This is a genomic window from Actinomadura rugatobispora, from assembly GCF_042656285.1.
Lineage (GTDB): Bacteria > Actinomycetota > Actinomycetes > Streptosporangiales > Streptosporangiaceae > Spirillospora > Spirillospora rugatobispora.
This window is the reverse complement of sequence record NZ_JBHSON010000005.1, coordinates 160813-181419: the sequence shown is the minus strand read 5'-3', so window position 1 is coordinate 181419 and position 20607 is coordinate 160813. Positions and strand designations below refer to the sequence as shown.

Here is a 20607-nt window from a genome sequence, read left to right as displayed (position 1 = left end):
GGGCTAAACGGGCACCCCGTGGCCGGATCCGGCCACGACGGGTTACGGACCAGAAAGGCACCACATACGGCCGACCAATACCGGCTCGCCATCCCCGTGATCGCCTCATCGCGATGCGCTTCGCTCGCCGCCGGAGGCATCGCCCGTCACCCGGAGCCCCCGCGTCCGGCACCGGGAGAACCCGCGCGACGGACGCGAGAGGACGCCGCGCCGCGTCCCGCACACGCCTCCGCGCGCATGGCGGGCGGACATGAGCGTGGGCCCGCACTCAACCAACGAGTGCGGGCCCACGACCCACTGATCAAGACCTTGAACTTCGCCGAACCGCGCCTCTGCCCCTCAGGGCCGCATCCGATCGCCGCCGGCCGGCACACCGGTCAACTGGCGACGAGTTCACTCTCGTCGGGTTCGACCGAGCGCTCGTACTCCTCCTTGGCGGTTTCCAGCAGGTCGCGCCACGAGCGCACATCCGGACGCCGCCGTAGCAGGGCACGTCGCTCCCGCTCGGTCATGCCGCCCCAGACGCCGAACTCGATCCGGTTGTCCAGAGCGTCCGCTAGACACTCCGTCCGCACCGGGCAGCCGCGGCAGATGAGCTTGGCTCGGTTCTGCGCCGCCCCCTGCACGAACAAGGCATCTGGATCCGCGTTACGGCAGGCGGCGCGGGCGGTCCAATCCGTGATCCACATCTTGGCCCCACTCCCCTAGGGTCTGTGTCGATTTGCGCTCCTTGGCCAGACGGGCGCGGACGTCAGGCCGCCAAACGAAAGCCGTGGGGAAGAACTTACGGAAGCGAGGGAGGATCCACCACTCCCCGATGGGCCCATTCTCGATATAGCCCTCCAGGGCCATACCGCCGGAACGGACTAGTTACCTTTGCTTGACGCGCGAGCCGCGCGCCTGGTTGACACCAAACCGAGGATCGTTCGGGCGAGCCGGGCGCACACCGTCGTACCGGACAGACACACCGCCCACCCCCGTCAACGCCGACCCGAACCCGAGCGCACCACCCACCCGGCCGCACGCTCCGCGCACACGTGGGCACTCCGCGGTTCACTGCCGCGGCCACGACCCCATCGTCCCGCACCGACGACCGGGGCGGATGGGAAACCGGCAATCCGGTCCCCGTGACCAGGCGTCATGGCCTGCGTCAGGCAACACTGAGCACGGACAAACAACAACGAACAACCACACCGAACGCACCCGGCCCGCGCCCCGAACCCGCCACCCACCAGCAGGATCACCGCCCGAGCGCACGCCGCCGCCCGAGCCCGCACACGCCGCCTCCGCCGGACGTGTCCCGTATGCACTGGTCATCCCCGCGTACCCTAGAGCGCGTGCACGGTGCAAAAGAGAATCGGCGGCAGGCCTTCTCCACGCTGTTCCGGCTCCTGGGAGCGGGTGTCGTCGCGGGCGTCCTGGTCGCGTTCATCGCGCTGCCCGGTGTCGGGAGCGCGGGACTCACCGCGCGCGACGCCGCGAACAACTTCGAGAGCATGGAAGGCGAGCTGAAGACGTCGCCGCCGTCGGAGAAGACGGTGATGTACGACGCCAACGGCAAGGAGATCGCCCGGTTCTTCGACAAGTACCGCGAATCGGTCCGCCTCGACCAGGTCAACCAGGTCATGCGGCAGGCCATCATCGACATCGAGGACTCGCGCTTCTACGAGCACGGCGCGCTCGACCTCAAGGGCACCATCCGCGCGATGGCGACCAACGCCAACTCCGAGCAGACCCAGGGCGGGTCCACGCTCACGCAGCAGTACGTGAAGAACCTCCTGGTCGACAACGCCAAGACCGAGGAGGAGTACCTCGACGCCACCGCGCCCACGGTCGGCCGCAAGCTGCGCGAGCTCCGCTACGCGCTCGACCTCGAACAGCGCCTCACCAAGGACCAGATCCTCGAGGGCTACCTGAACGTCGCCTACTTCGGCGCGGGCGCGTACGGCGTGCAGGCCGCGGCCAAGCGCTACTTCAGCAAGCCCGCCACCCAGCTCTCCCTGGAGCAGGCCGCGCTGCTGGCCGGCATCACCCAGAACCCGACCGCGTTCGACCCGATCCGCAACCCCGACGCCGCCCGCAAGCGCCGCGACATCGTCCTCTACCGGATGGTGCAGCTGCAGCACATCACCAAGCAGCAGGCCGACGCGGCCGCCGCCAAGCCCATCGAGCTCAACAAGACCGAGCCGGTGGGCGGGTGCGAGACGAGCAAGGCGCCGTACTTCTGCGAGTACGTGAAGTACGACATGCTGCAGATCCTGTCCGGCGGCAAGTACTGGCAGATGAAGCCGAAGCAGCGGCAGGACATCGTCAACAAACTCAACCGCGGCGGCTACACGATCCGCACCACGCTCGACATGAAGGCGCAGAACTCGGTCGACCGGGCGCTGCGCGGCAACGTCGCGCCCGGCGGCAACCGGGTCGGCGCGGAGGCGATGGTCGAGCCCGGCACCGGTCACGTCAAGGCGATCGGGGTGAGCAAGCGGTTCGGCGCCGGCAAGGGCCGCACCACCATCAACCTGGCGGCCGACTCGGCGCACGGCGGCGGCAGCGGCGTCTCCGCGGGCTCGACGTTCAAGGTGTTCACGCTGGCCGCCGCGCTCGACCAGGGCATCCCGGTCAGCACCAGCATCAACTCGCCGGAGACCACGAGCATCAGCGGCTTCCAGCCGTGCAAGTACACCGGCATGTTCAACGGCAAGAAGTACGACAACGAGTGGCTCGGCGGCGGCCCGTGGCCCTCGGTCTCCAACGCCGGTGACAGCGAGGCGGGCAACTTCAACCTGAAGACCGGCACCTGGCACTCGGTCAACACCTTCTACGCCTACCTGGAGAAGCGCGTCGGGGTGTGCAACTCGGTGAAGATGGCCGAGAAGTTCGGCATGAAGCGCGCCGACGGCAACCCGATCGCGCCGCTCCCGTCCCAGGTCCTCGGCGTGAACGACATCGACATGGTGCACCTGGCCGCCGCCTACGCCGGCTTCGGCGCCCGCGGCAAGTACTGCGCGCCGGTCTCGGTCGTGGACGTGGTCGACTCCGAGGGCAAGAAGGTCAAGCTGCCCAAGGCGGACTGCCGCCAGGTCGTGGACGAGGCCGTGGCCGACAAGGTGAACAACATCCTGCAGGGCGTCCTGACGCAGGGCACCGCGAAGGGACGCGGCATCGGCCGTCCCGCCGCCGCCAAGACCGGCACGTGCGAGGCCCACAGCTGCGCGGTCTTCGCCGGGCACACCCCGAACATGGCCGCCGCGACCGCGTACTGGGACTTCCGCGGCCCCTGGCGCTACAAGGTGTACGGCGTGTACGGCGCCGACACCCCGGGCGCCATGTGGCAGCAGAGCATGCGCGGCGCCCTGGCCGACAAGCCCTCGCCCGGGTTCGCCACCCCGACCCGCGACTTCGGCGACACCATCCGGGTGCCGGACGTGAAGGGCATGTCGGTCGGCGCCGCCACGGCCCGCCTCAAGGCCGCCGAGCTGGAGGTGAAGGTCTCGCCGCGGCCCATCGAGTCGGACGCGCCTCGCGGGTCCGTGGCGTCCACGTCACCGGGCGCCCAGACCGAGGTCGGCCCCGGCACCACCGTGATCATCTATCCGAGCAACGGCAGCCGCAGGAACGACGGCTGGCCCGGCCGCCGCCCCAACGAACCGGGCTTCCGCTGGCCCTGGGAGAACTGACGGAGGTCGCCCTGCGGGGCGCGGAGGGCGCCCTACCGGGCGCCCTCCAGCCTCAACCCCCCGCAAGCTGCCGCTTGACCTCGCCGGCCACCCGGCCGCCCTCGGCCCTCCCTGCGACCTTCGGATTCACAACCTTCATGACCTGACCCATCGCCCTCGGCCCCTCGGCCCCCGTCTCGGCGATCGCCTCCGCGACCAGCGCGGCCAGCTCCTCGTCGCCGAGCTGGGCGGGCAGGTACTCCTCCAGGACCTCGCCCTCGTCCCGCTCGGCCCGCGCCTGCGCCTCCCGGCCGGCGTCGTCGAACGCCGTGGCCGCCTCGCGGCGCTTCTTGGCCTCGCGGGTCAGCACCTTCACGACGTCGTCGTCGGACAGCTCGCGGGCCCGCCTGCCGGCGACCTCCTCGTTCTTCACCGCGGTGAGGGCCATGCGCAGGGTGCGGGTCCGCACCTCGTCACGGGCCTTCATCGCGACCGAAAGGTCGGTTTCCAGCTTCTCCTTCAGGGCACTCATGGTCACAATCATGCCCGTCCGGTCTCCCAGGTCTCACCAGGATTACCGTCGTACGCGACACTGCCCGATTCTGGGAGCATATGAGGTGTCGGGTTCGGTGCCTTGGAGGGAGAACCGTGCGAAAGCTCTACGCCCTGCCCCTTGGGATGGCGGGCGCCGGCGCGGCCACGTTCGGCTACGCGTCGGTCGTCGAGCGGAACTGGTTCCGCCTGCGCCGCTTCGACGTGCCCGTCCTGGCCCCGGGACGCCCCTCCGTGAAGATCCTGCACATCTCCGACGCCCACCTCACCCCGGGCCGGAAGCGCCTGATCAACTGGGTCCGCTCCCTCGACGCCCTGGAACCCGACCTGGTCGTCAACACCGGCGACACCCTCGCCCACCGCGACGCGATCGGCCCCTTCCTGGACGCCCTGGGCCCCCTCCTCGACCGTCCGGGCGTCTTCGTGTACGGCTCGAACGACCTCTACTCGCCGATCTTCAAGAACCCCACCCGCTACATCTGGCGCACCAGCAAGTCCGATTACAAGAAGCGCCGCCGCGAGCCCGACCTCCCGTACCGCGAACTGGGCTCCTCCCTCATGGCCGCCGGCTGGCTCGACCTCAACAACCGGATCGGCCGCCTCAAGGTCGGCGAGCTCGACGTGGAGTTCGGCGGGATCGACGACTCCCACATCAACCGCGACCGCTACGACAAGATCGCCGGCCCGGTCGACCCGCAGGCCGACGTCCACCTGGGCGTCATGCACTCCCCGGAACCCCGCAACCTCGACCGCTTCGCCGTCGACGGCTACGACCTCCTCCTCGCCGGCCACACCCACGGCGGCCAGGTCTGCGTCCCCTTCTACGGCGCCCTGGCCACCAACTGCGGCATCGACCGCCCCCGGGTCAAGGGCCTGCACCGCCACCGCGGCTCCTGGCTCCACGTCTCCGCGGGCCTCGGAACCTCCCCGATGGCCCCGATCCGCTTCTGCTGCCCACCCGAAGCATCCCTCCTCACCCTCGTCCCCCGCTAAATAGGGACGCAGCACCCCCAGACATCCGCTAAAGTGGACGAGGCGCCGGGAGGCACGTACGACTCCCGGGCAGCCACCACCGGGGTGTAGCGCAGCTTGGCAGCGCGCTTCGTTCGGGACGAAGAGGTCGTGGGTTCAAATCCCGCCACCCCGACAGAAACCGCCAGGTCAGAGGCCGGTTCTCCAAACAGGAGGCCGGCCTCAAGATCTTTTGTCCGCGATTCGTCCGTGGGACTGAACCTCCACCCACGAACACCGTCCGTCCCGGACCAGCACCCACCGAACACCCATCTCCCCCGTTACCTTTCACGTCCCCGCCTCGGGGGGAGCCAAGTCACCCGGCCCGGCATGGCTCAGGCTTCCTGTCGCAGGCATGATCCGGGAGGTGTTGTCACCGGGCCGGGGTGGCGTCGGTGGACCGCTCATAGGGACAAGACACCGTCTGTGACGAGGGAATCGTTCGCCATAACGTGGCTGCCGGCAACCGTCGCCAGAGCTGTGACCAGGCCGAACACAGCCCCCGAGGGAGGTGGAGCGTGAATGGCGAATATGCGGTGTTCTGGGTCTGGACGTGGGCAAGGGCGAATACCTGCCCGGCCTGACGATGCGCCGCCCGGCCGACCTTCACCCGGGCAACGCCAAGACCGACGCCCGCGCCTCCCGCACACCCTCCGACGAGTTGACACCGGCCAGGAGGCCCTGGCCTAGCGGGAAGTCCTCGTCGGGCTTGACGATGACCTGGCCGGGGGAGGCGACCAGGCTGGCCAACCGGCCTGCGGACTGCCGGTCACCATCCACCCCGCCCTGGAGATGGCCCTGGGACCGTGACAGCACCGCCCCGCCGCCCTGGAACTGCTCATCGCCTTCGACGGCCCGGATGGTCTGCGTACCGCCAGCCGCGACCAGCTGCTGGCCACCGCCAAGCCGCTGGCACCCCAGATGGCCGGACGGCTGATGGAGTCGTCCTGGCCGCGCTGGAGGCCCAGGCCGTGATCGTCCCCGACACACGGCAGCATCGACCGTCCTGCCGCACCTGGCCCGCTCGCTGCGAACGGTGCACGAGCAACGCGAACAGGTCGCAGTGCAGGTGTAGAAGACTTCTGATGCGCACCCTCTTGCCAAGGTCCTGATCTCGATGCCCCGGCTCGGGATCAGAACCGCCGCAAGGATTCGCTGGAGATCGGCGACATTGCCGCCGTCTCCACTCCCGGACACCTGGCGGCCTACGCTGGACTCGCCCCATCACTCGCCGATCCGGCTCCTCCATCAAGGGCGAACACCCGCCCAAGGGCGGCAACAAGACCCTGAAACGCGCCATACTACTCGCCGCGTTCGCCTCCCCTGTCCGACATGGGAACAGGGCCCTTCTGCCACGGCGACCGAAGGTCGAGCACAGCGCGGCCCGCACTGCCACGCTGTGCCGGGAGTTGGCAGTGGGGTAGTCGATGGGCCGGGTCGAATGCGCGCTGGTCAATGCCGCCGCGGAGGCGTTCCACTCAAAGCTGAAGATCAAGTTTTGCGCACCGGCCGCGACCCGCGCCGAAGCGCATCAAATTCTCGACCTTGATCAGTGACCTTCTACAACACACCGGAGACACCGCCAACCACGGACTCGATCTGATCACGCGCCAACGCCAGACGGCTGAGCGGCGGAGAGCATCAACCGGCCCGGCCCGGCTCGGAGCCGAGGTCGCATTACACCGCCTCCACGTTCTCCTCTCTCGCACCGCAGATCAGAGCGTCGAGTCGCCACAGCGACCGTGAGCTGTACGTGATTGTCGCCTGCCTGCTTCCCAAAGGTTCGACCACCTCCGGCCAAGACCTGCACGCCCCTGCAGCGTGATGCCTTGGCGCCCAGTATGTAGCCATGGGCGGCTATGAGGCTCTGGGGCAGGACGAGACGAATTCACAGAGACCACCAACCAGGAGTTTGGGAAGTACGCCGGAACCACTGCTTCCAACGTGCCTCCGCCACAACCATCGGCAGCAGGGCTTCACCTCCGGAGGCAACCGCTCCACCAGGTGCAGCGAGAGCGCTAGCAAAGCAGGCATACCGCGCTGTCGAGTTGAGCCGGCGCACCAGCACTGGCGCTCGCCTCATGCTTCCGGCGTGGGGTAGCGAAGCTCGGCGCGTACTCTCCGGAAGCTGCAGAGCATGCCTTGCCGAGGGCCGACATCCGAATCACTAGCAAAACACCTCCAGGGTTCGTCAGGTCGGATGCCTCTAGCCGGTTGACTTCTCGTCGTAGATCATCTAGCTACACGGTCGCCTTCACAGTGAATCCGAGGTCCACAGCACTGGCTGATCGACAATGTACTCTATGCAACGTTTGTGCAGGTCAGCCATGATTTCGAATCCTGGATTGCAATCCGTTCACGCAATCTGCTAGCGTTGGGCTATCGTAGGCTGGACTACGGAAGGAAGCTCGCACATGGCCCCCCGAAACTCCCGGACGGCACACCCCGCTGTCTCTCAGCAGATCGAGCAGATGCTCAGAGCGCGAAGCATTGAGTTCGACTTCGAGCCCAACGTGCAGATCTCCGAGATCCGTGACGCTGAAGGAAACCAGGTGCGCCTGACTGAGCATCGCGCTCCAAAGGACCAGATCACCCGGTACGCCGTCGCGATGAAGCACGGCGCACAGTTCCCCGCGATCGTCCTGAACGACCGACTGGAGCGCATCGACGGCAATACGCGTCTTGAGGCCCGCATCAGGAACGGCGACACGACCATCCCCGCGTACATCTGCCACGGACTTACGCCGTTGGAAGCGCGCTCTCTCTCAGTTGAGCTCAACCAGTCCAATGGCCTTGCCATGACCGAACAGGAAATCCGCAGGTTCGTGGACGGTGCTGTTCTGGAAGGCCAGCACGCGGACATCCGGAGTTTGTCCCGGATGACTGGCGTGAGCGACACAAAGATCGCACGTTGGATCGCCGAGACCCAGTTTAAAGCGCGGGCAGGACGTGAGGGCATCGAGGACCGGCACGTAAACGTGCTGCCCCCAAGCACTCGAGCCGCCCTCCACGCGGCACGCCTAGCCACCGTCTTCCGCGCCATTACCCAACTTGCCGCCGAGGCGCGTATTCCGGCGGCCGAGGCTAAGAAGGTCGTCGCTAAGGCGAACGCCGCCCCATCGGAGTCGGAGGCGCTGACCATCGTCGCAGCCGAGCGCGATGCTCGCCTGGAGGAAATCCGGGCCGTCGGGTCCGGTTTCAGTCCCCGCAACAACCGACGCTCCCAAGGGTCGGCCCAACACATTGGCGGTCTGGTCCGCTTCGAGGTTGACGACCTGCTGGACGTGGCCCCTGAGAAGCAGTTCGAGACATACCAGCGCATGAAGCTTCTTCGAGACCGGCTCAATGATGTAGTCCGGCGCGCCGAGGAAGAGTGGAACCTGACGCCGCCAAGCGACGAGACAGAGGGTCGGTTCAGCGACCAGTCCGACTAAACCACCGGCGCCGCGGCCGACATCTCCGGCTAGTCGCGCTAGCTCCACCTAGGGCTCCGAGAGAGGAAGACTTCATGCACCCTGCAGCCTCGGCTCAGACCGAGAGCAAACTCGCTGCCCGCCATGTGCGCTACGTGTTCGAACCGAACCTTGCCATCCATCAGATCCGCGATGTCGAAGGTAACCAGGTTCGCTTGAGTGAACACCGGGCACCAAAAGCGATGGTAGATCGTTACGCAGAACAGATGAGGGCCGGAGCAATCTTCCCTGCCATCGTCGTCAGCGACAGGTTCGAGATCGTGGACGGCAACAGCCGCTGGATGGCCTGCCGGCGCAACAAATCGGAAACAATCGCCGCCTACATCTGTTCGGACATCTCTGCGCTCCAAGCACGATCGCTGTCCGTAGAACTCAATCAAACGCACGGCCTCTCAATGACAGACGAGGAGATCCGCGCATTCGTAACGGGCGCTGTCGACGAAGGGCAGGTGCTCGACACAAAGGCATACTCTCGTATGACAGGGGTCAAGGCGTCTCGGCTTGCCCGGTGGGTGGCCGCCGAACACTTCGCCCTGCGAGCGGCCCGGGACGGTCTGGCCACCGAACAGCTGAAAGACCTGGCCGATAGCGCACGCGCAGCACTGAACGTGGCAAAGCTAGAGACTGTCTTCGTGCAGGCTACAACCCTTGCCATGGATGCGAGGGTCCCCGCTGCGCACCTCAGGCGGATCATCACCGAGGCCAATGCCGCACCTTCAGAAGCGGAAGCCATCGAGGTAGTCACACGAGCCCGCGCAGCTCGATCCGAGGACATCAAGGCGATCGCGTCGGGGTTCAAGAGTACTCCCCGCAAGAGCAAGGGATCGGCGCTTCACATTAGCGGCTTGCTCCGCTTCGAGGTAGATGACCTTCTGGACGTCTCTCCAAACAAGCAAGCTGAGATGTTCACGCGGATGAGCCGTCTCCGGGGGCTACTCGACGGAGCGCTCACGCAAGCGCGGGTCGATTGGAACCTGGATGACTTCCCCTCGACCGAGCAGCTAGACTCTCCACAGTCGCGCGATCTCACGCATGTGAGATGATGGACCGATGCGAGAGACTGCGAACACTCAAGATCTCCCCCCCGACAACGCATCACGGTTGGCTATCTACGACGCCGTTCACGAGTACGTTGCAGATACCGATAGCTCAGCAATAACCGACATCGAGCTTTTTGGACGCGTAATCGGACGCCTACGCGTGCTTGTACCTCGTGAGCTGCATCTCGCTGGGGACAGCGAATACGTGAACGAAAAGGTCCAGGCCTGCGTGCAGGCAGGGATCCTCATCACGGGGATCGATAACGGAACACGGACTCTTAGCTTGACGGGGCGGCCGCCACTCGTCCGCTATCCCGACGGAGAAATTCGTAAATATACGCCAGGGCTCGAACCTGCACGCGAGCGACTCGACCGTGACAACACACGCCTAAGAGCAGCTGGATTTGACGTCCGAAAGTTCATCCCCAGTATCGCCGATAAGCCAGAGGGGGGCCCGTTTCAGGCACTGCTTTCCTCAATGCGCGAGCATGGATTCATGAAGCAGTTCCCCGTCGTTGAGTATGAGGACGGTACCATCGTTGATGGGCTGGCTCGTCGCCGGGCGGCTACAATCCTGCAGCTCGACGTCGAATATTTGAAGTACGGCTCTGAAAAGGAGCGAAAAGCTGCGCATTTGCGCGACATGCCGCTGAATCGTATCCTGATCGCAGTGCACAGTAACATTGGCCGCTTGCAAGGTGATGTCGTAGATGCTGTGCACGAGAGCGCTTCCGAGGTTACCGGCCGGGCCTGGGACGAAACGGCGGCCGACCTCGCGCTGACTCAAGAGTGGCGGCACTCAAGACCATCCGAGTACACGCCGAGGTTCGAGGTCACGAGACTCGCCTACCGCGAGGGTGAGGATCCGAAGGTCCAGGTCACGGCAGACCACAAAGTGATGGTGCGTTCGTTGGTGGAGGCCGGCGGGCTTGCGAGCTACAAGATCGACACGCAACTTAGCCGTCACGTGCCGTTCGAAAGAGCTCGCAGCGCATACAGCGGTGGGCGAAAGGCATACTTTGCACGGGCCGAAGACTTGATCGCAGGGATTACGGCGATGCAGCAGGAACGACGGGCAGCAAGGCGCAAGACGGATCCCGAGTGGGAGCAGATCCGTGAATGGCTCGTTCGTACCTTCGGACCCACACAAGACTGAACGAGGACACCCGTAAGCTGTCTAGCAATGATCGCCTGACGCGGCGTGTCGTTGTGAGCATGGGTTGACAGTGCGAGTATCGTCGCTTCAATGAAGTGGCAGAGGTCGTCGTGATCGACGACATCATCCCCAGATCCCCCGTCGACAGGCTCAAGCGAGACTACAGCAAGAAAGAACTTCAGGCCGAGTTCGATGCTGACCTCGTTTCGGCTGTCATCGGGATGAGCCGTGCCTTCATGGTCCGTGCGCTCGACCGGCCAGGTACCCGCCCTCGGGTATTCACACTCGCTGAAGTCCTGACGTTGCTAGACGTCGATGGCTTTCAAGAGACCTTCATTCCTCGCAGTCGCATCCCGAAGTACCTTCTTGAGTATTCGGCGACGCCACCCAGCCAGATTCCTGGGCTTCGCCGCTCGTCAAGACAGATCGGAGACGCTACGCTGTGTGTCGGGGACGCTCGGGAACTAATTCCGCGGCTCGAGGCCGGCTCGGTGCAGTGCGTAGTGACGTCGACGCCCTATTGGGGCATGCGCGTTTACGATAATGAGCGAAACATCCGTTGGGCCGACGGCGAAAGCTGCCCGTACGGCTTCGAACAGACCCCCGAAGGCTTCATTCGCCACACGATTGAGCTACTTCTGCTTTTGAAGCCAGCTATCAAATCAGAAGGATCGGTGTGGTGGAATATCATGGATACTTACAACACTCGGACGCCTATCCGTGGAAACGCTCGTGAGTGGCTGGATGCCATGGGAGAAAAATCCGGAAGCCGTAAAGGGTGGACGGAGCATAGCGCCTGTCGGCATAGCGCTGGACATATGTACCTCGATGACGCTGAACTGAGTTCCATTCCTTCGCGAATCGCAGAGCGCGCGTCGCGAATTGGCTACAAACTCAAGAGTTTCATAACTTGGCGAAAACATCCGGCAATGCCAGAGCCTGCCAAGAGCCGGGTTTCCCGGCAAGCCGAGTACATCCTGCACCTCACAATCGAGCGCACGCCATTCTTTAATAAGGAAGCATGGCAAGCTCTGGAACCAGACCTCGGCGGCCCCAACCTGCGCCATGAATCAGCAGAGAAGATCACCGATGTATGGTCTCTACCCACGTCAACGGGCAAGAATGGGCACGGCGCAGAATTTTCTTTGGCGCTCGCTGGGCGCTGCATCGCCTTGACCAGCCGAAAAGGCGATCTCATACTTGATCCATTCGTAGGCGCCGGGACAACAGCGGTCGCTGCTGTCCTAATGGGGCGCCGATGCCTAGGTTATGATATCAGTGAGAAATATATAGACGCAGCTGAGAACCGCCTTAAGGTCGCCACAAAAGACGGTCAGCTCAGTTTCGACGACACCATGGATATTGAGTCACCAAACGTTGATGCAGCAGAGACACACGCATCAACAGCGTGACCCCCTCAAGAAGCACCGAGCAGCCCTTGCGCGCCTTGGTTGCGCAGGCCTCAGCCTGGCTGGTGAACATGGTCCAATGCGGACGATGAATTGTTGCCGAACCTCCTGGTAACGCTGATCACCACCCGATAGGTGGCGCGTGTAACGACCCGGAGGGCTTATCCGTGTGAACAGCGGGGGACGGTGTGACAGACAGATGCCGCGAGGAGGACTCCTCTGGATCGCGGGGGCTGGGGATTGCGAGACCCCTTTTGCTCAAGTTCAACCGCGCGCAACCAACCCACCGTCAGACACCGCCCCTTGAAAGGATCATCTAAATCTCGGGCGGTGCCGGTTTGCAGCTGTCAGAACACAACGTTCGGTCGGGGCACACCGCAGAGGTCGCAGCCTGCCGCCCCGGGGCTGCAGGCCCCCTTGTAGCGGGTGCCCTTGAGTTCTCACCCTGATCTAGGCGGGGTCTGCGTGCTGTCCCGGGGACGACAACTCGACCATGGTCGATCAATGCTAGCCATGAGGCGTCGGAGGTCGGCGGTGACGACTCGATAGCTGGTGCCTACGCGGATGACCTTGCAGGGGAAGCGGTTCTAACGGGCTAGTTGGTAGGTGCAGGTTCGGCCGAGGCCGAGAGCTCGGGCGGCGGTCTCGATGGTGGTTGTGGTGGGGAGGGCGGCGAGTTCCTCGTGGGTCATCGGCTCGATCATCAGGCCTCCTGGATGTTTTCCACTGCGGACGTGGATGGCTGTTGCGTTCGCTGGTAGGAGGCGGTGGGAGGAGCGTCGGGTCGGTGATCGGTCTGGGGAAGTCATTGGCCGCCGCTGCTACACCGACCTCCGCGTGTGTCTCGCCTCCGGCTGTCGAGGCGGCTGCGCGTTCGCAGGTCGGAAGGGAGTGGACAGCGTTGATAGCGGATTGGGCGTCCCTGAGGGCCACACAGAGAACTTGAGTATGGTGCCTGGCCTCGGCCAGAGCCTGGCCATGGCGGCCAAGTACGTCGGTGAGGTTTTCGCCGTGGTCGTGGCCGAGGTGGCCGGCATGGACAGCGTACCCATCGCGATCGACTGTTCTACTCGAGCGAACAGCGCAGGCGCGAGATGAACCTGAAGGTCCTGGCCAGCCTGGGCGGCACCCTGCTGTGGGTGTCGAGAGAACTGCGCGGAGCGGTGCACGTTTTCAAAGCGGCCGTCCCTGTGCCGCCGGTACGCACGGACGCCCGCACCGGGCCGCAGGTTCGGGACGCGCCGGGTCGGATTGATCACGTCGCGGCGCGCCAACCTCACCGGCCCGCGCCCGTATCTCACCCGGTACAGCGCGATCATGAAGAACGCGCACCGAGGACGGGAGCGGAGACCCATGCGGAAGATCGTGATCACCGGTGTGGCGGCGGCGCTGGCGCTCGGTCTGACGGCCTGCGACGGCAACGGTCCGGCGGCGGCGCCCTCGTCACCCGCCGGCTCCGCGCCCGCGCCGAGCGACAACTCCACTCCGCGGGGCGGCACCTCCACCCCTGAGGGCTCGGGTGATTCGGGTGCCCCAGCGGTGCAGCGCACCCCGCTCGCGCAGCAAGGGGGCCAGCAGATCAAGTCGCAGTGGGGACGGCTGCGTTACATGGCGCCGGGCAAGTTCGCCGTCGGCGACGTCGTCTTCTTCACCGCCGAGGACACCGTCCTGTACGTGGCCGGGAGCACGTGCCCGGACGGCATCAGGCCGCCCGGCGCCAGCAAGTGTTCCATGGCCGGATTCGACGACTGGGTGAAGGCCGCGCCGCACAACGCCACCGTGCGCTTCTCCGGCCAGGCCGCCACCCTCATCCGGGAGACCCAGTAGCGAGTTCGTGCGGGGCGCGAGATTCACCCAGACTCGCAAGGTGGGGCCATGGCGCGTTCGCCACGTCAGCCACTTTTCCGGTGCGGCGCATGACACGTCGACCTGTGATCGCTCCGACAATGCTTTGCCCCAGGAGGGCCGGGTCCTCCCTACAGTTCTGCCCCTCTATTGAGCGGTTGGCCTGGGGTTTCCCCGGCGTCGGGGAGTGTGTGGGTAGCGCTCGGTTGTGGCGGTGGAGGCGTTCTGGCTACCGCCTGGAGGTCTGCGCCGCCGCGCACTTCTTTGAATGGCCTTGAGAAAGGGGGTTTTGAACTCAGGGCTCAAATCGTGTGGACGCCGTCGTGGCCCCCTTCCGTGACGGAGGGGGCTTTGGTGGTTCGGGTTAGTAGGGGTGGCGGGTGGGTTTGGTGGTCCAGGCTTCGTAGGCTTTTTCACCTAGTTCGGGGTGGATTTGTTCTATGTGGATGCGGCGTTGGTCCATTGGTTTTTGGAAGTCCTCGTACTGGAAGGCGTCGTCGAAGCCGATGGCGGCGGTGGCGGCCAGGTCGTTGGCGAAGTAGACCTCGTCGATGCGTGACCAGTAGATGGCGCTCATGCACATCGGGCAGGGGGCGCCGCTCACGTAGATCGTGCAGCCCTGGAGCATGCGGGCTCGTTCGCTGAGGGGGTCGGGGGAGCCTTCGGGGCGGGGGACGTATTCGAGGGTGCTCTCGTTCTGGTGCTCCTCCGAAATGGAGGGGGCTTCGGGGTTGAGGCGGGCGATCGCTTTGCGAATGGTCTCCACTTCGGCGTGCGCGGTGGGGTCGCCGGTGAGGAGTACGCGGTTCTGACCCCGGGCGACGATCTCGCCGTCCCGGGTTATCACGGCGCCGAAGGGGCCGCCCCAGCCCTGTTCGACCGACTCGACGGCCAGCCTGACGGCCTCTTCCAGGAACTCCCGCTGCCCCATGGCGCAACCTCCGCTCGGTAATTTATGGGCAATTTGTCCTGTTTGTCGCTTTGTTACTACGCTACCCCTTATGGGCGTCAGGGCAAATGACGGCTCGGCCGGGGCGACGGTGGTCACGTCCCAGAAGGTTCTGCGGGGGTGCGAGGACGACTACCGGCGCTGGCAGGAAGGGGTGAACCGGGCCGCACGGGGCTTCGACGGGTTCGAGGGGACGGAGTCGTACCCGCCGGAGTCCGGCGCGAGCAACGAGTGGGTGGTGGTGTTCCGCTTCTCCGACGTCGACCAGTTGAGCGCGTGGTTGAGGTCCGGTACGCGGCGGCGGCTTATCGAGGAGGGGCGTGGGCTGTTCGAGGAGGAGCCGGCGCAGGAGGTGCTCAGTGGTGGGGCGCGCGCGCAGGAGGCGGTGACCGCGGTGGTGTCGCATGAGGTCAGGGCTGGGCGGGAACAGGATTTTTTGGAGTGGCAGCGTAAGACGTTGAAGGCGCAGGAGAAATTTCCCGGGTTCATGGGGTCGGAGCTGTTCGAGCCTGTCGAGGGGATTCAGGATAGGTGGGTCGTTATTTTTCGTTTTGATAGTCGGGAGAATTTGGGACGGTGGATGGACTCCGAGGTTCGGAGGCGGTTGTTGGACGAGGGGGACGAGTGTTTCAGCGATTATGAGGTGCGCGAGATCCGGTCGGCGTTCAGTGGGTGGTTCCGGTTCGAGGGGGCGCGGGAGGGGGCTCCACCTAGTTGGAAGCAGGCCATGGCGGTGCTGCTTGCGTTGTATCCCACGGTCATGGTGTTGACGTTGACGGTGGATCGGGAGGTTTCCGGTCTGGGGGCGCCGTTGTATCTGGCGCTGTTCATTGGGAATGTGCTGAGTGTCTCGATTCTGACCTGGGTCATGATGCCGCTGGTGAATCGGGGATTGGCCTTCTGGCTGCCGCCCGGACGCTCGCGGCGCGTTCAGGTCGCGGGCGCGGCTTTGGTGGTGGCGTGTTACGTGCTGCTCATCGTGTTGTTCGCACTGGTCACGTGAATGGACTGCTTATGGACCTGAACGGGATCACTTCGGTGGTGGAGGCGCCCACCCGGGCGGTGCAGGCGGCGTGGCGGCCGGGGGACGCGTGGCTCGGCGGCGGGACGTGGCTGTTCTCCGAGCCGCAGCCGGACCTTGAGCGGCTCATCGATCTCCGGGGCTTCGGCTGGGAGCCGCTGCGGATCGGGCCTGGGGGTTTGGAGATCGGCGCGACGTGCACCTTCGCGAAGTTGTCGGTGGACATGCCGGCGGACTGGACGGCGGCGCCGTTGATCGACCAGTGCCGCCGGGCACTGCTGGGCTCCTTCAAGGTGTGGAACGAGGCCACGGTGGGCGGCAATCTGTGCATGTCGCTGCCCGCGGGTCCGATGATCTCCCTGACGGCGGCCCTGGAGGGCGAGTGCACGATCTGGACGACCGGCGGGGGCGAGCGGCGGGTCGCGGCGGCGGATTTCGTCACCGGGCCGGGAAGGAATGTCCTGGAGCCGGGTGAGCTGCTGCGTTCGATCATGCTGCCGGAGTGGGCGATGCGGTTCCGGACGGCGTTCCGCTGGACCTCGCTGGCGCCGCTCGGCCGTTCGGCGGCGCTGCTCATCGGCAGGTGGTCGCCTGACGACGGCTCCTTCGCGCTGACGGTGACCGCCTCGACGCCGCGTCCGGTGCTGCTGTTCTTCCGCCGGACGCCCGGGTCGAGGGAGCTTCGGGATGCCCTCGACGTCGTGATCCCCCCGGAGTCCTATTTCGACGACGTGCACGGGACGCCGGAATGGCGCCGGCACATGACGCTCCGGTTCGCCGAGGAGATCAGGGACGAGCTCGCGACGGCCGGGGGGAGGTGATCCGGATGCGGATCGAGGTCAATGGTCGGGTGTTCGATGCCGAGGCATGTCCTGGGCAGTGCCTGCGGACCTTTCTGAGGGAGCTCGGTCATTTCGGGGTGAAGAAGGGCTGCGACGCGGGCGACTGCGGCGCGTGCACCGTGCACGTGGACGGCCGGCCCGTGCACAGCTGCCTGTTTCCCGCGTTCCGCGCGGCCGGGCACCGGGTGACGACGATCGAGGGGCTGGGGCCGCATCCGCTGCAGCGCGACTTCCTGGCGGCGCAGGGTTTCCAGTGCGGCTTCTGCACCGCGGGAATGATCATGACGGTGGCCGCGCTCGATCAAGGGCAGCGGGAAGACCTCGCGCGGTCGCTCAAGGGGAACCTGTGCCGCTGCACTGGTTACCGTGCGATCGACGACGCCGTGCACGGGATCGTCCACGTGGAGGAGCCGGAGGAGGGCGATCCGTGTGGACGGAACGTACCGGCACCGGCCGGGCCAGAGATTGTTAGCGGGCAGGCCCGCTACACCCTGGACGTGGCCATGGAGGGCCTGCTCCACCTCAAGCTGCTGCGCTCGCCGCATGCGCACGCCCGGATCGTCTCTATCGACACGAGCGCCGCCCAGGCTGTCCCTGGCGTGCAGGCGGTGTTCACGCACGAGGACGCGCCGCGGCGGCTTTACTCGACCGGACGGCATCAGAACCCCGGCGACGACCCCTCCGACACGCTGCTGTTCGACGACGTCGTCCGGTTCACCGGTCAGCGGGTCGCGGCCGTCGTGGCCGAGAGCGTGGCGGCCGCCGAGGAGGGCTGCCGACGGATCGCCGTCGACTACGAGGTGCTTCCGGCCGTCCTGGATCCCGACGAGGCGATGCGGGATGGTGCGCCCGTGCTGCATGGGGACAAGGGCGCCGAGCAGCACATCGCCCGTGCGGAACGCAATATCGCGGCCGAGGTGCACGGCGGCATAGGCGATGTCGAGGCGGCGTTCGAGGAGGCCGACGTCGTCCATGAGCACACCTATGCCAGCCATCGTCTCCAGCACGCGCACCTTGAGACCCACGCATCGATCGCCTGGGTGGACGAGTCGGGCCGGCTGACGGTGCGCACGAGCAGCCAGGTGCCGTTCCTCACCAAGGACGCCCTGTGCGCGCTCTTCGACCTTCCGGAGGACGGCGTGCGCGTGGTGTGCGGCCGGGTGGGCGGCGGGTTCGGCGCCAAGCAGGAGATGCTGACCGAGGACGTCGTCGCGCTCGCGGCCCTGCGGACCGGACGTCCGGTGCAACTGGAGTTCACCCGCCAGGAGGAGTTCGAGGCGGCCGTGACCAGGCATCCGGCGACCGTGGAGGTCAAGGCGGGCGCGCGGGACGACGGCACGCTCACGGCGCTGCGGCTGCGGGTGGTCACCGACACCGGCGCGTACGGCAACCACGCGGGCGTCGTGTTCCACGCCTGCAACGAGTCGATCGGCGTGTACCGCTGCGCGAACAAGAGGGTGGACGGGTACGCCGTCTACACCAACACCGTCCCCTCCGGGGCCTACCGCGGCTACGGGCTCAGCCAGGGGATCTTCGCCGTCGAGTCGGCGATCGACGAGCTCGCCCGCGCGATCGGCATGGACCCGGTGGCCTTCCGGGAACGCAACATCATCCGTCCCGGCGACGCGATGGTGAGCTTCCAGGTCCCGTCGGCGGACGAGGCCGTGATCGGCAGCTACGGCCTGGACCAGTGCCTGGCCCGTGTCGACGAGGCCCTGGGGCGCGGCGACGGGCCCGAGGAGGAGGGCTGGTCCGTGGGCAGGGGCGTCGCGCTGGCGATGATCGACACGATTCCGCCGCGCGGGCACCGGTCCGAGGCGCGGATCCGGCTGCTGGCCGACGGCGCCTACGAGCTCGCGGTGGGCATGGCCGAGTTCGGGAACGGGACGACGACCGTGCACCGGCAGCTCGCCGCCGCCGTCCTGGGCACGACCGTCGACCGGGTCCGGATCGATCAGGCGGACACCGACAAGGTCGGCCACGACACCGGCGCGTTCGGCTCGACCGGGACGACGGTCACCGGGCTGGCCGTCGCCCGCGCGGCGGGGGCGCTGCGCGAACGCGTCGCCGCCGTCGCCGGGGACCACGCGGGCGCGGACCCGTCCACCCTCGTCTTCGACGGCGACGAGATCCGCTCCGGCGGCACCTGCCTGAAGCTCGCCACCGTCGCCGCGGCGGCGCGGCTCGGCGGCCGGGAGCTGGTCGCGGACGGCGCGTCCGACGGGGCGCCGTGTTCGGTGGCGTTCAACGTCCAGGGGTTCCGGGTCGCGGTGTGCGCCGCGACCGGGGAGATCAGGATCCTGCAGAGCGTCCACGGGGCGGACGCCGGGCGGGTCATCAATCCGATGCAGTGCCGCGGGCAGGTCGAGGGCGGTGTGGCGCAGGCGGTGGGCGCGGCGATGTACGAGTCGCTCGTCGTGGACGGGGCCGGGCGGGTCGCGACGCCGGTCTTCCGGCACTACCACGTGCCTTCGTTCGGGGACGTGCCGCGCACCGAGGTGTTCTTCGCCGACACGTCCGACGCGCTGGGCCCGCTGGGCGCCAAGTCGATGAGCGAGAGCCCGTTCAACCCGGTGGCCCCCGCGCTCGCCAACGCGGTGCGGGACGCCACCGGCATCCGCTTCGGGACGCTTCCGCTGGCGCGCGATCGCGTCCACGCGGCGTTGGAGGCCCGTGGGGCGGCCGGAGCCGCCCCACGGCAGGCGCGGCGCCGCTAGCCGGTGGTGCGTTCTTCCAGGAGGGTCTGGAGGAGGGTGCGGGACTCCTCGGGGGAGGCGGCGGACTTCTCCTCGATGGTCTCCCAGAGGTCGGTGAGATCACCCCGCGCCAGGCCGATGCCCAGAATGGTGTGGATGAGGCTGATCCGGTCGCTGATACCGGGAAATTCCAGGACGTCGAACGGGTGGGCGCGGTCCTCGTAGAACAGCGCCCCGTCGGGCACCACCCGCACCCTGGCGTCGGGGCTCTCGCCGAGTTCCAGCAGGTGGCGCAGCTGCGCGCGCATCACCTTCGGATCCTTGACGGGCAGGGTCAGGGCGTGCTCGTCGACGATCACGTCGAGGAAGCGGCGGCGGCCGCCGGCGCGGAAACGCCGGCGGTGGTCCAGCAGCTCCCACTCGGCCTCCTCGTCGCACTCCATGATCTGGACGGAGGCGACGAACCGGGCGTACTCCTCCGCCTGCGCCAGATCCGGGATCTTCTGGAAGCCGTAGGTGTGGACGACGCACGCCTCCGACTCGGAGATGAGGGCGTCGCGCGCCTCCGCCTTCATCGTGCGCCCGGCCAGCCAGGGCGGGCCGTCCGGTCGCGAGGCCAGGTCGATCATCAGCTCGGCGACCTTGGCCTCGCGGACCTCGTAGCGCTCCAGCAGCCGTTCCACCTCGGCGGGCGCCGGCGGCGCGAAGCCGGTCTCCACCCGCACCAGCCAGTCGGACTCGCAGCCCGTCCGCGCCGCGGCCTCCTCGTACGACAGCCCCACGATCTCCCGGGTGCGCTGGAGGTACAGCCCGAGACGGCGGGCGTTGATGTTCGGACCTCGGTAATCGCCGGTCATTCACGCCTCCCGCCCTCCATCTTCGGTCACGATCGCGGAGGGCGCGCGGCTTCTCACGAGATGCAGAGTCTATGTACTGGTATGTCGATTTTCTTTCCGG

General features: G+C 66.5%; 16 protein-coding genes and 1 tRNA gene. 12 read left to right on the top strand and 5 right to left on the bottom strand.

What is annotated here, in order from left to right:
• Nucleotides 1-377 precede the first annotated feature (377 nt).
• Nucleotides 378-689: a WhiB family transcriptional regulator gene (locus tag ACFPZN_RS05430; RefSeq protein WP_378280670.1), complete on the bottom strand. Its 312-nt coding sequence runs from the start codon at nt 687-689 to the stop codon at nt 378-380.
• A 648-nt stretch (nt 690-1337) separates the two neighbouring features.
• Between ACFPZN_RS05430 and ACFPZN_RS05425 the strand changes: the two genes are divergently transcribed.
• Complete coding sequence (locus ACFPZN_RS05425) at nt 1338-3677, top strand: penicillin-binding protein (RefSeq protein WP_378280669.1); 2340 nt, start codon at nt 1338-1340, stop codon at nt 3675-3677.
• 52 nt (nt 3678-3729) lie between these two features.
• On the opposite strand, the gene ACFPZN_RS05420 is transcribed toward ACFPZN_RS05425, so the two are convergent.
• Complete coding sequence (locus ACFPZN_RS05420; RefSeq protein ID WP_378280668.1) at nt 3730-4188, bottom strand: GatB/YqeY domain-containing protein; 459 nt, start codon at nt 4186-4188, stop codon at nt 3730-3732.
• Nucleotides 4189-4304: 116 nt separating this feature from the next.
• On the opposite strand from ACFPZN_RS05420, the gene ACFPZN_RS05415 reads away from it, so the two are divergent.
• Together ACFPZN_RS05415 and ACFPZN_RS05410 are read left to right on the top strand one after the other, a co-directional pair.
• A complete protein-coding gene (locus ACFPZN_RS05415) occupies nt 4305-5201 on the top strand; it encodes a metallophosphoesterase (protein ID WP_378280667.1) in 897 nt (298 codons plus the stop codon).
• A gap of 80 nt (nt 5202-5281) precedes the next feature.
• A tRNA-Pro gene (locus tag ACFPZN_RS05410) sits at nt 5282-5355 on the top strand.
• A gap of 470 nt (nt 5356-5825) precedes the next feature.
• Here the strand turns inward: ACFPZN_RS05410 and ACFPZN_RS05405 are convergent.
• Entirely contained in the window at nt 5826-6035 is a 210-nt protein-coding gene (locus ACFPZN_RS05405) for a hypothetical protein (RefSeq protein ID WP_378280666.1), read from the bottom strand.
• A 611-nt stretch (nt 6036-6646) separates the two neighbouring features.
• On the opposite strand from ACFPZN_RS05405, the gene ACFPZN_RS05400 reads away from it, so the two are divergent.
• The 6 genes from ACFPZN_RS05400 (at nt 6647) to ACFPZN_RS05375 (ending at nt 14124) form a co-directional block, all read left to right on the top strand.
• Entirely contained in the window at nt 6647-6775 is a 129-nt protein-coding gene (locus ACFPZN_RS05400) for a hypothetical protein (RefSeq protein ID WP_378280665.1), read from the top strand.
• 858 nt (nt 6776-7633) lie between these two features.
• Entirely contained in the window at nt 7634-8653 is a 1020-nt protein-coding gene (locus ACFPZN_RS05395) for a hypothetical protein (RefSeq protein ID WP_378280664.1), read from the top strand.
• 74 nt (nt 8654-8727) lie between these two features.
• Complete coding sequence (locus tag ACFPZN_RS05390; RefSeq protein WP_378280663.1) at nt 8728-9735, top strand: ParB N-terminal domain-containing protein; 1008 nt, start codon at nt 8728-8730, stop codon at nt 9733-9735.
• 7 nt (nt 9736-9742) lie between these two features.
• Nucleotides 9743-10888: a ParB N-terminal domain-containing protein gene (locus ACFPZN_RS05385; protein WP_378280662.1), complete on the top strand. Its 1146-nt coding sequence runs from the start codon at nt 9743-9745 to the stop codon at nt 10886-10888.
• Between the two features lie 95 nt (nt 10889-10983).
• Complete coding sequence (locus tag ACFPZN_RS05380; protein WP_378280661.1) at nt 10984-12300, top strand: DNA-methyltransferase; 1317 nt, start codon at nt 10984-10986, stop codon at nt 12298-12300.
• Nucleotides 12301-13650: 1350 nt separating this feature from the next.
• A complete protein-coding gene (locus ACFPZN_RS05375) occupies nt 13651-14124 on the top strand; it encodes a hypothetical protein (protein ID WP_378280660.1) in 474 nt (157 codons plus the stop codon).
• Between the two features lie 382 nt (nt 14125-14506).
• Here the strand turns inward: ACFPZN_RS05375 and ACFPZN_RS05370 are convergent, their stop codons facing one another.
• A complete protein-coding gene (locus tag ACFPZN_RS05370; protein ID WP_378280659.1) occupies nt 14507-15073 on the bottom strand; it encodes a nucleoside deaminase in 567 nt (188 codons plus the stop codon).
• Nucleotides 15074-15143: 70 nt separating this feature from the next.
• Here ACFPZN_RS05370 and ACFPZN_RS05365 point away from each other — a divergent pair, with 70 nt between their 5' ends.
• From ACFPZN_RS05365 to ACFPZN_RS05355, 3 genes are read left to right on the top strand one after another with little or no spacing between them, the layout of a single operon-like run.
• A complete protein-coding gene (locus ACFPZN_RS05365) occupies nt 15144-16094 on the top strand; it encodes an antibiotic biosynthesis monooxygenase (RefSeq protein WP_378280658.1) in 951 nt (316 codons plus the stop codon).
• Between the two features lie 11 nt (nt 16095-16105).
• Complete coding sequence (locus ACFPZN_RS05360) at nt 16106-16933, top strand: FAD binding domain-containing protein (RefSeq protein ID WP_378280657.1); 828 nt, start codon at nt 16106-16108, stop codon at nt 16931-16933.
• A gap of 5 nt (nt 16934-16938) precedes the next feature.
• The gene (locus ACFPZN_RS05355; protein ID WP_378280656.1) at nt 16939-19671 is read left to right on the top strand and encodes a molybdopterin-dependent oxidoreductase; all 2733 of its coding nucleotides are present in this window, start codon (nt 16939-16941) and stop codon (nt 19669-19671) included.
• Here ACFPZN_RS05355 and ACFPZN_RS05350 read toward each other — a convergent pair.
• Nucleotides 19668-20507 (bottom strand): helix-turn-helix domain-containing protein, encoded by an 840-nt coding sequence (locus tag ACFPZN_RS05350; protein WP_378280655.1) that lies wholly within the window; start codon nt 20505-20507, stop codon nt 19668-19670. The two genes, ACFPZN_RS05355 and ACFPZN_RS05350, sit on opposite strands and share 4 nt — an antisense overlap.
• Nucleotides 20508-20607: the final 100 nt, after the last annotated feature.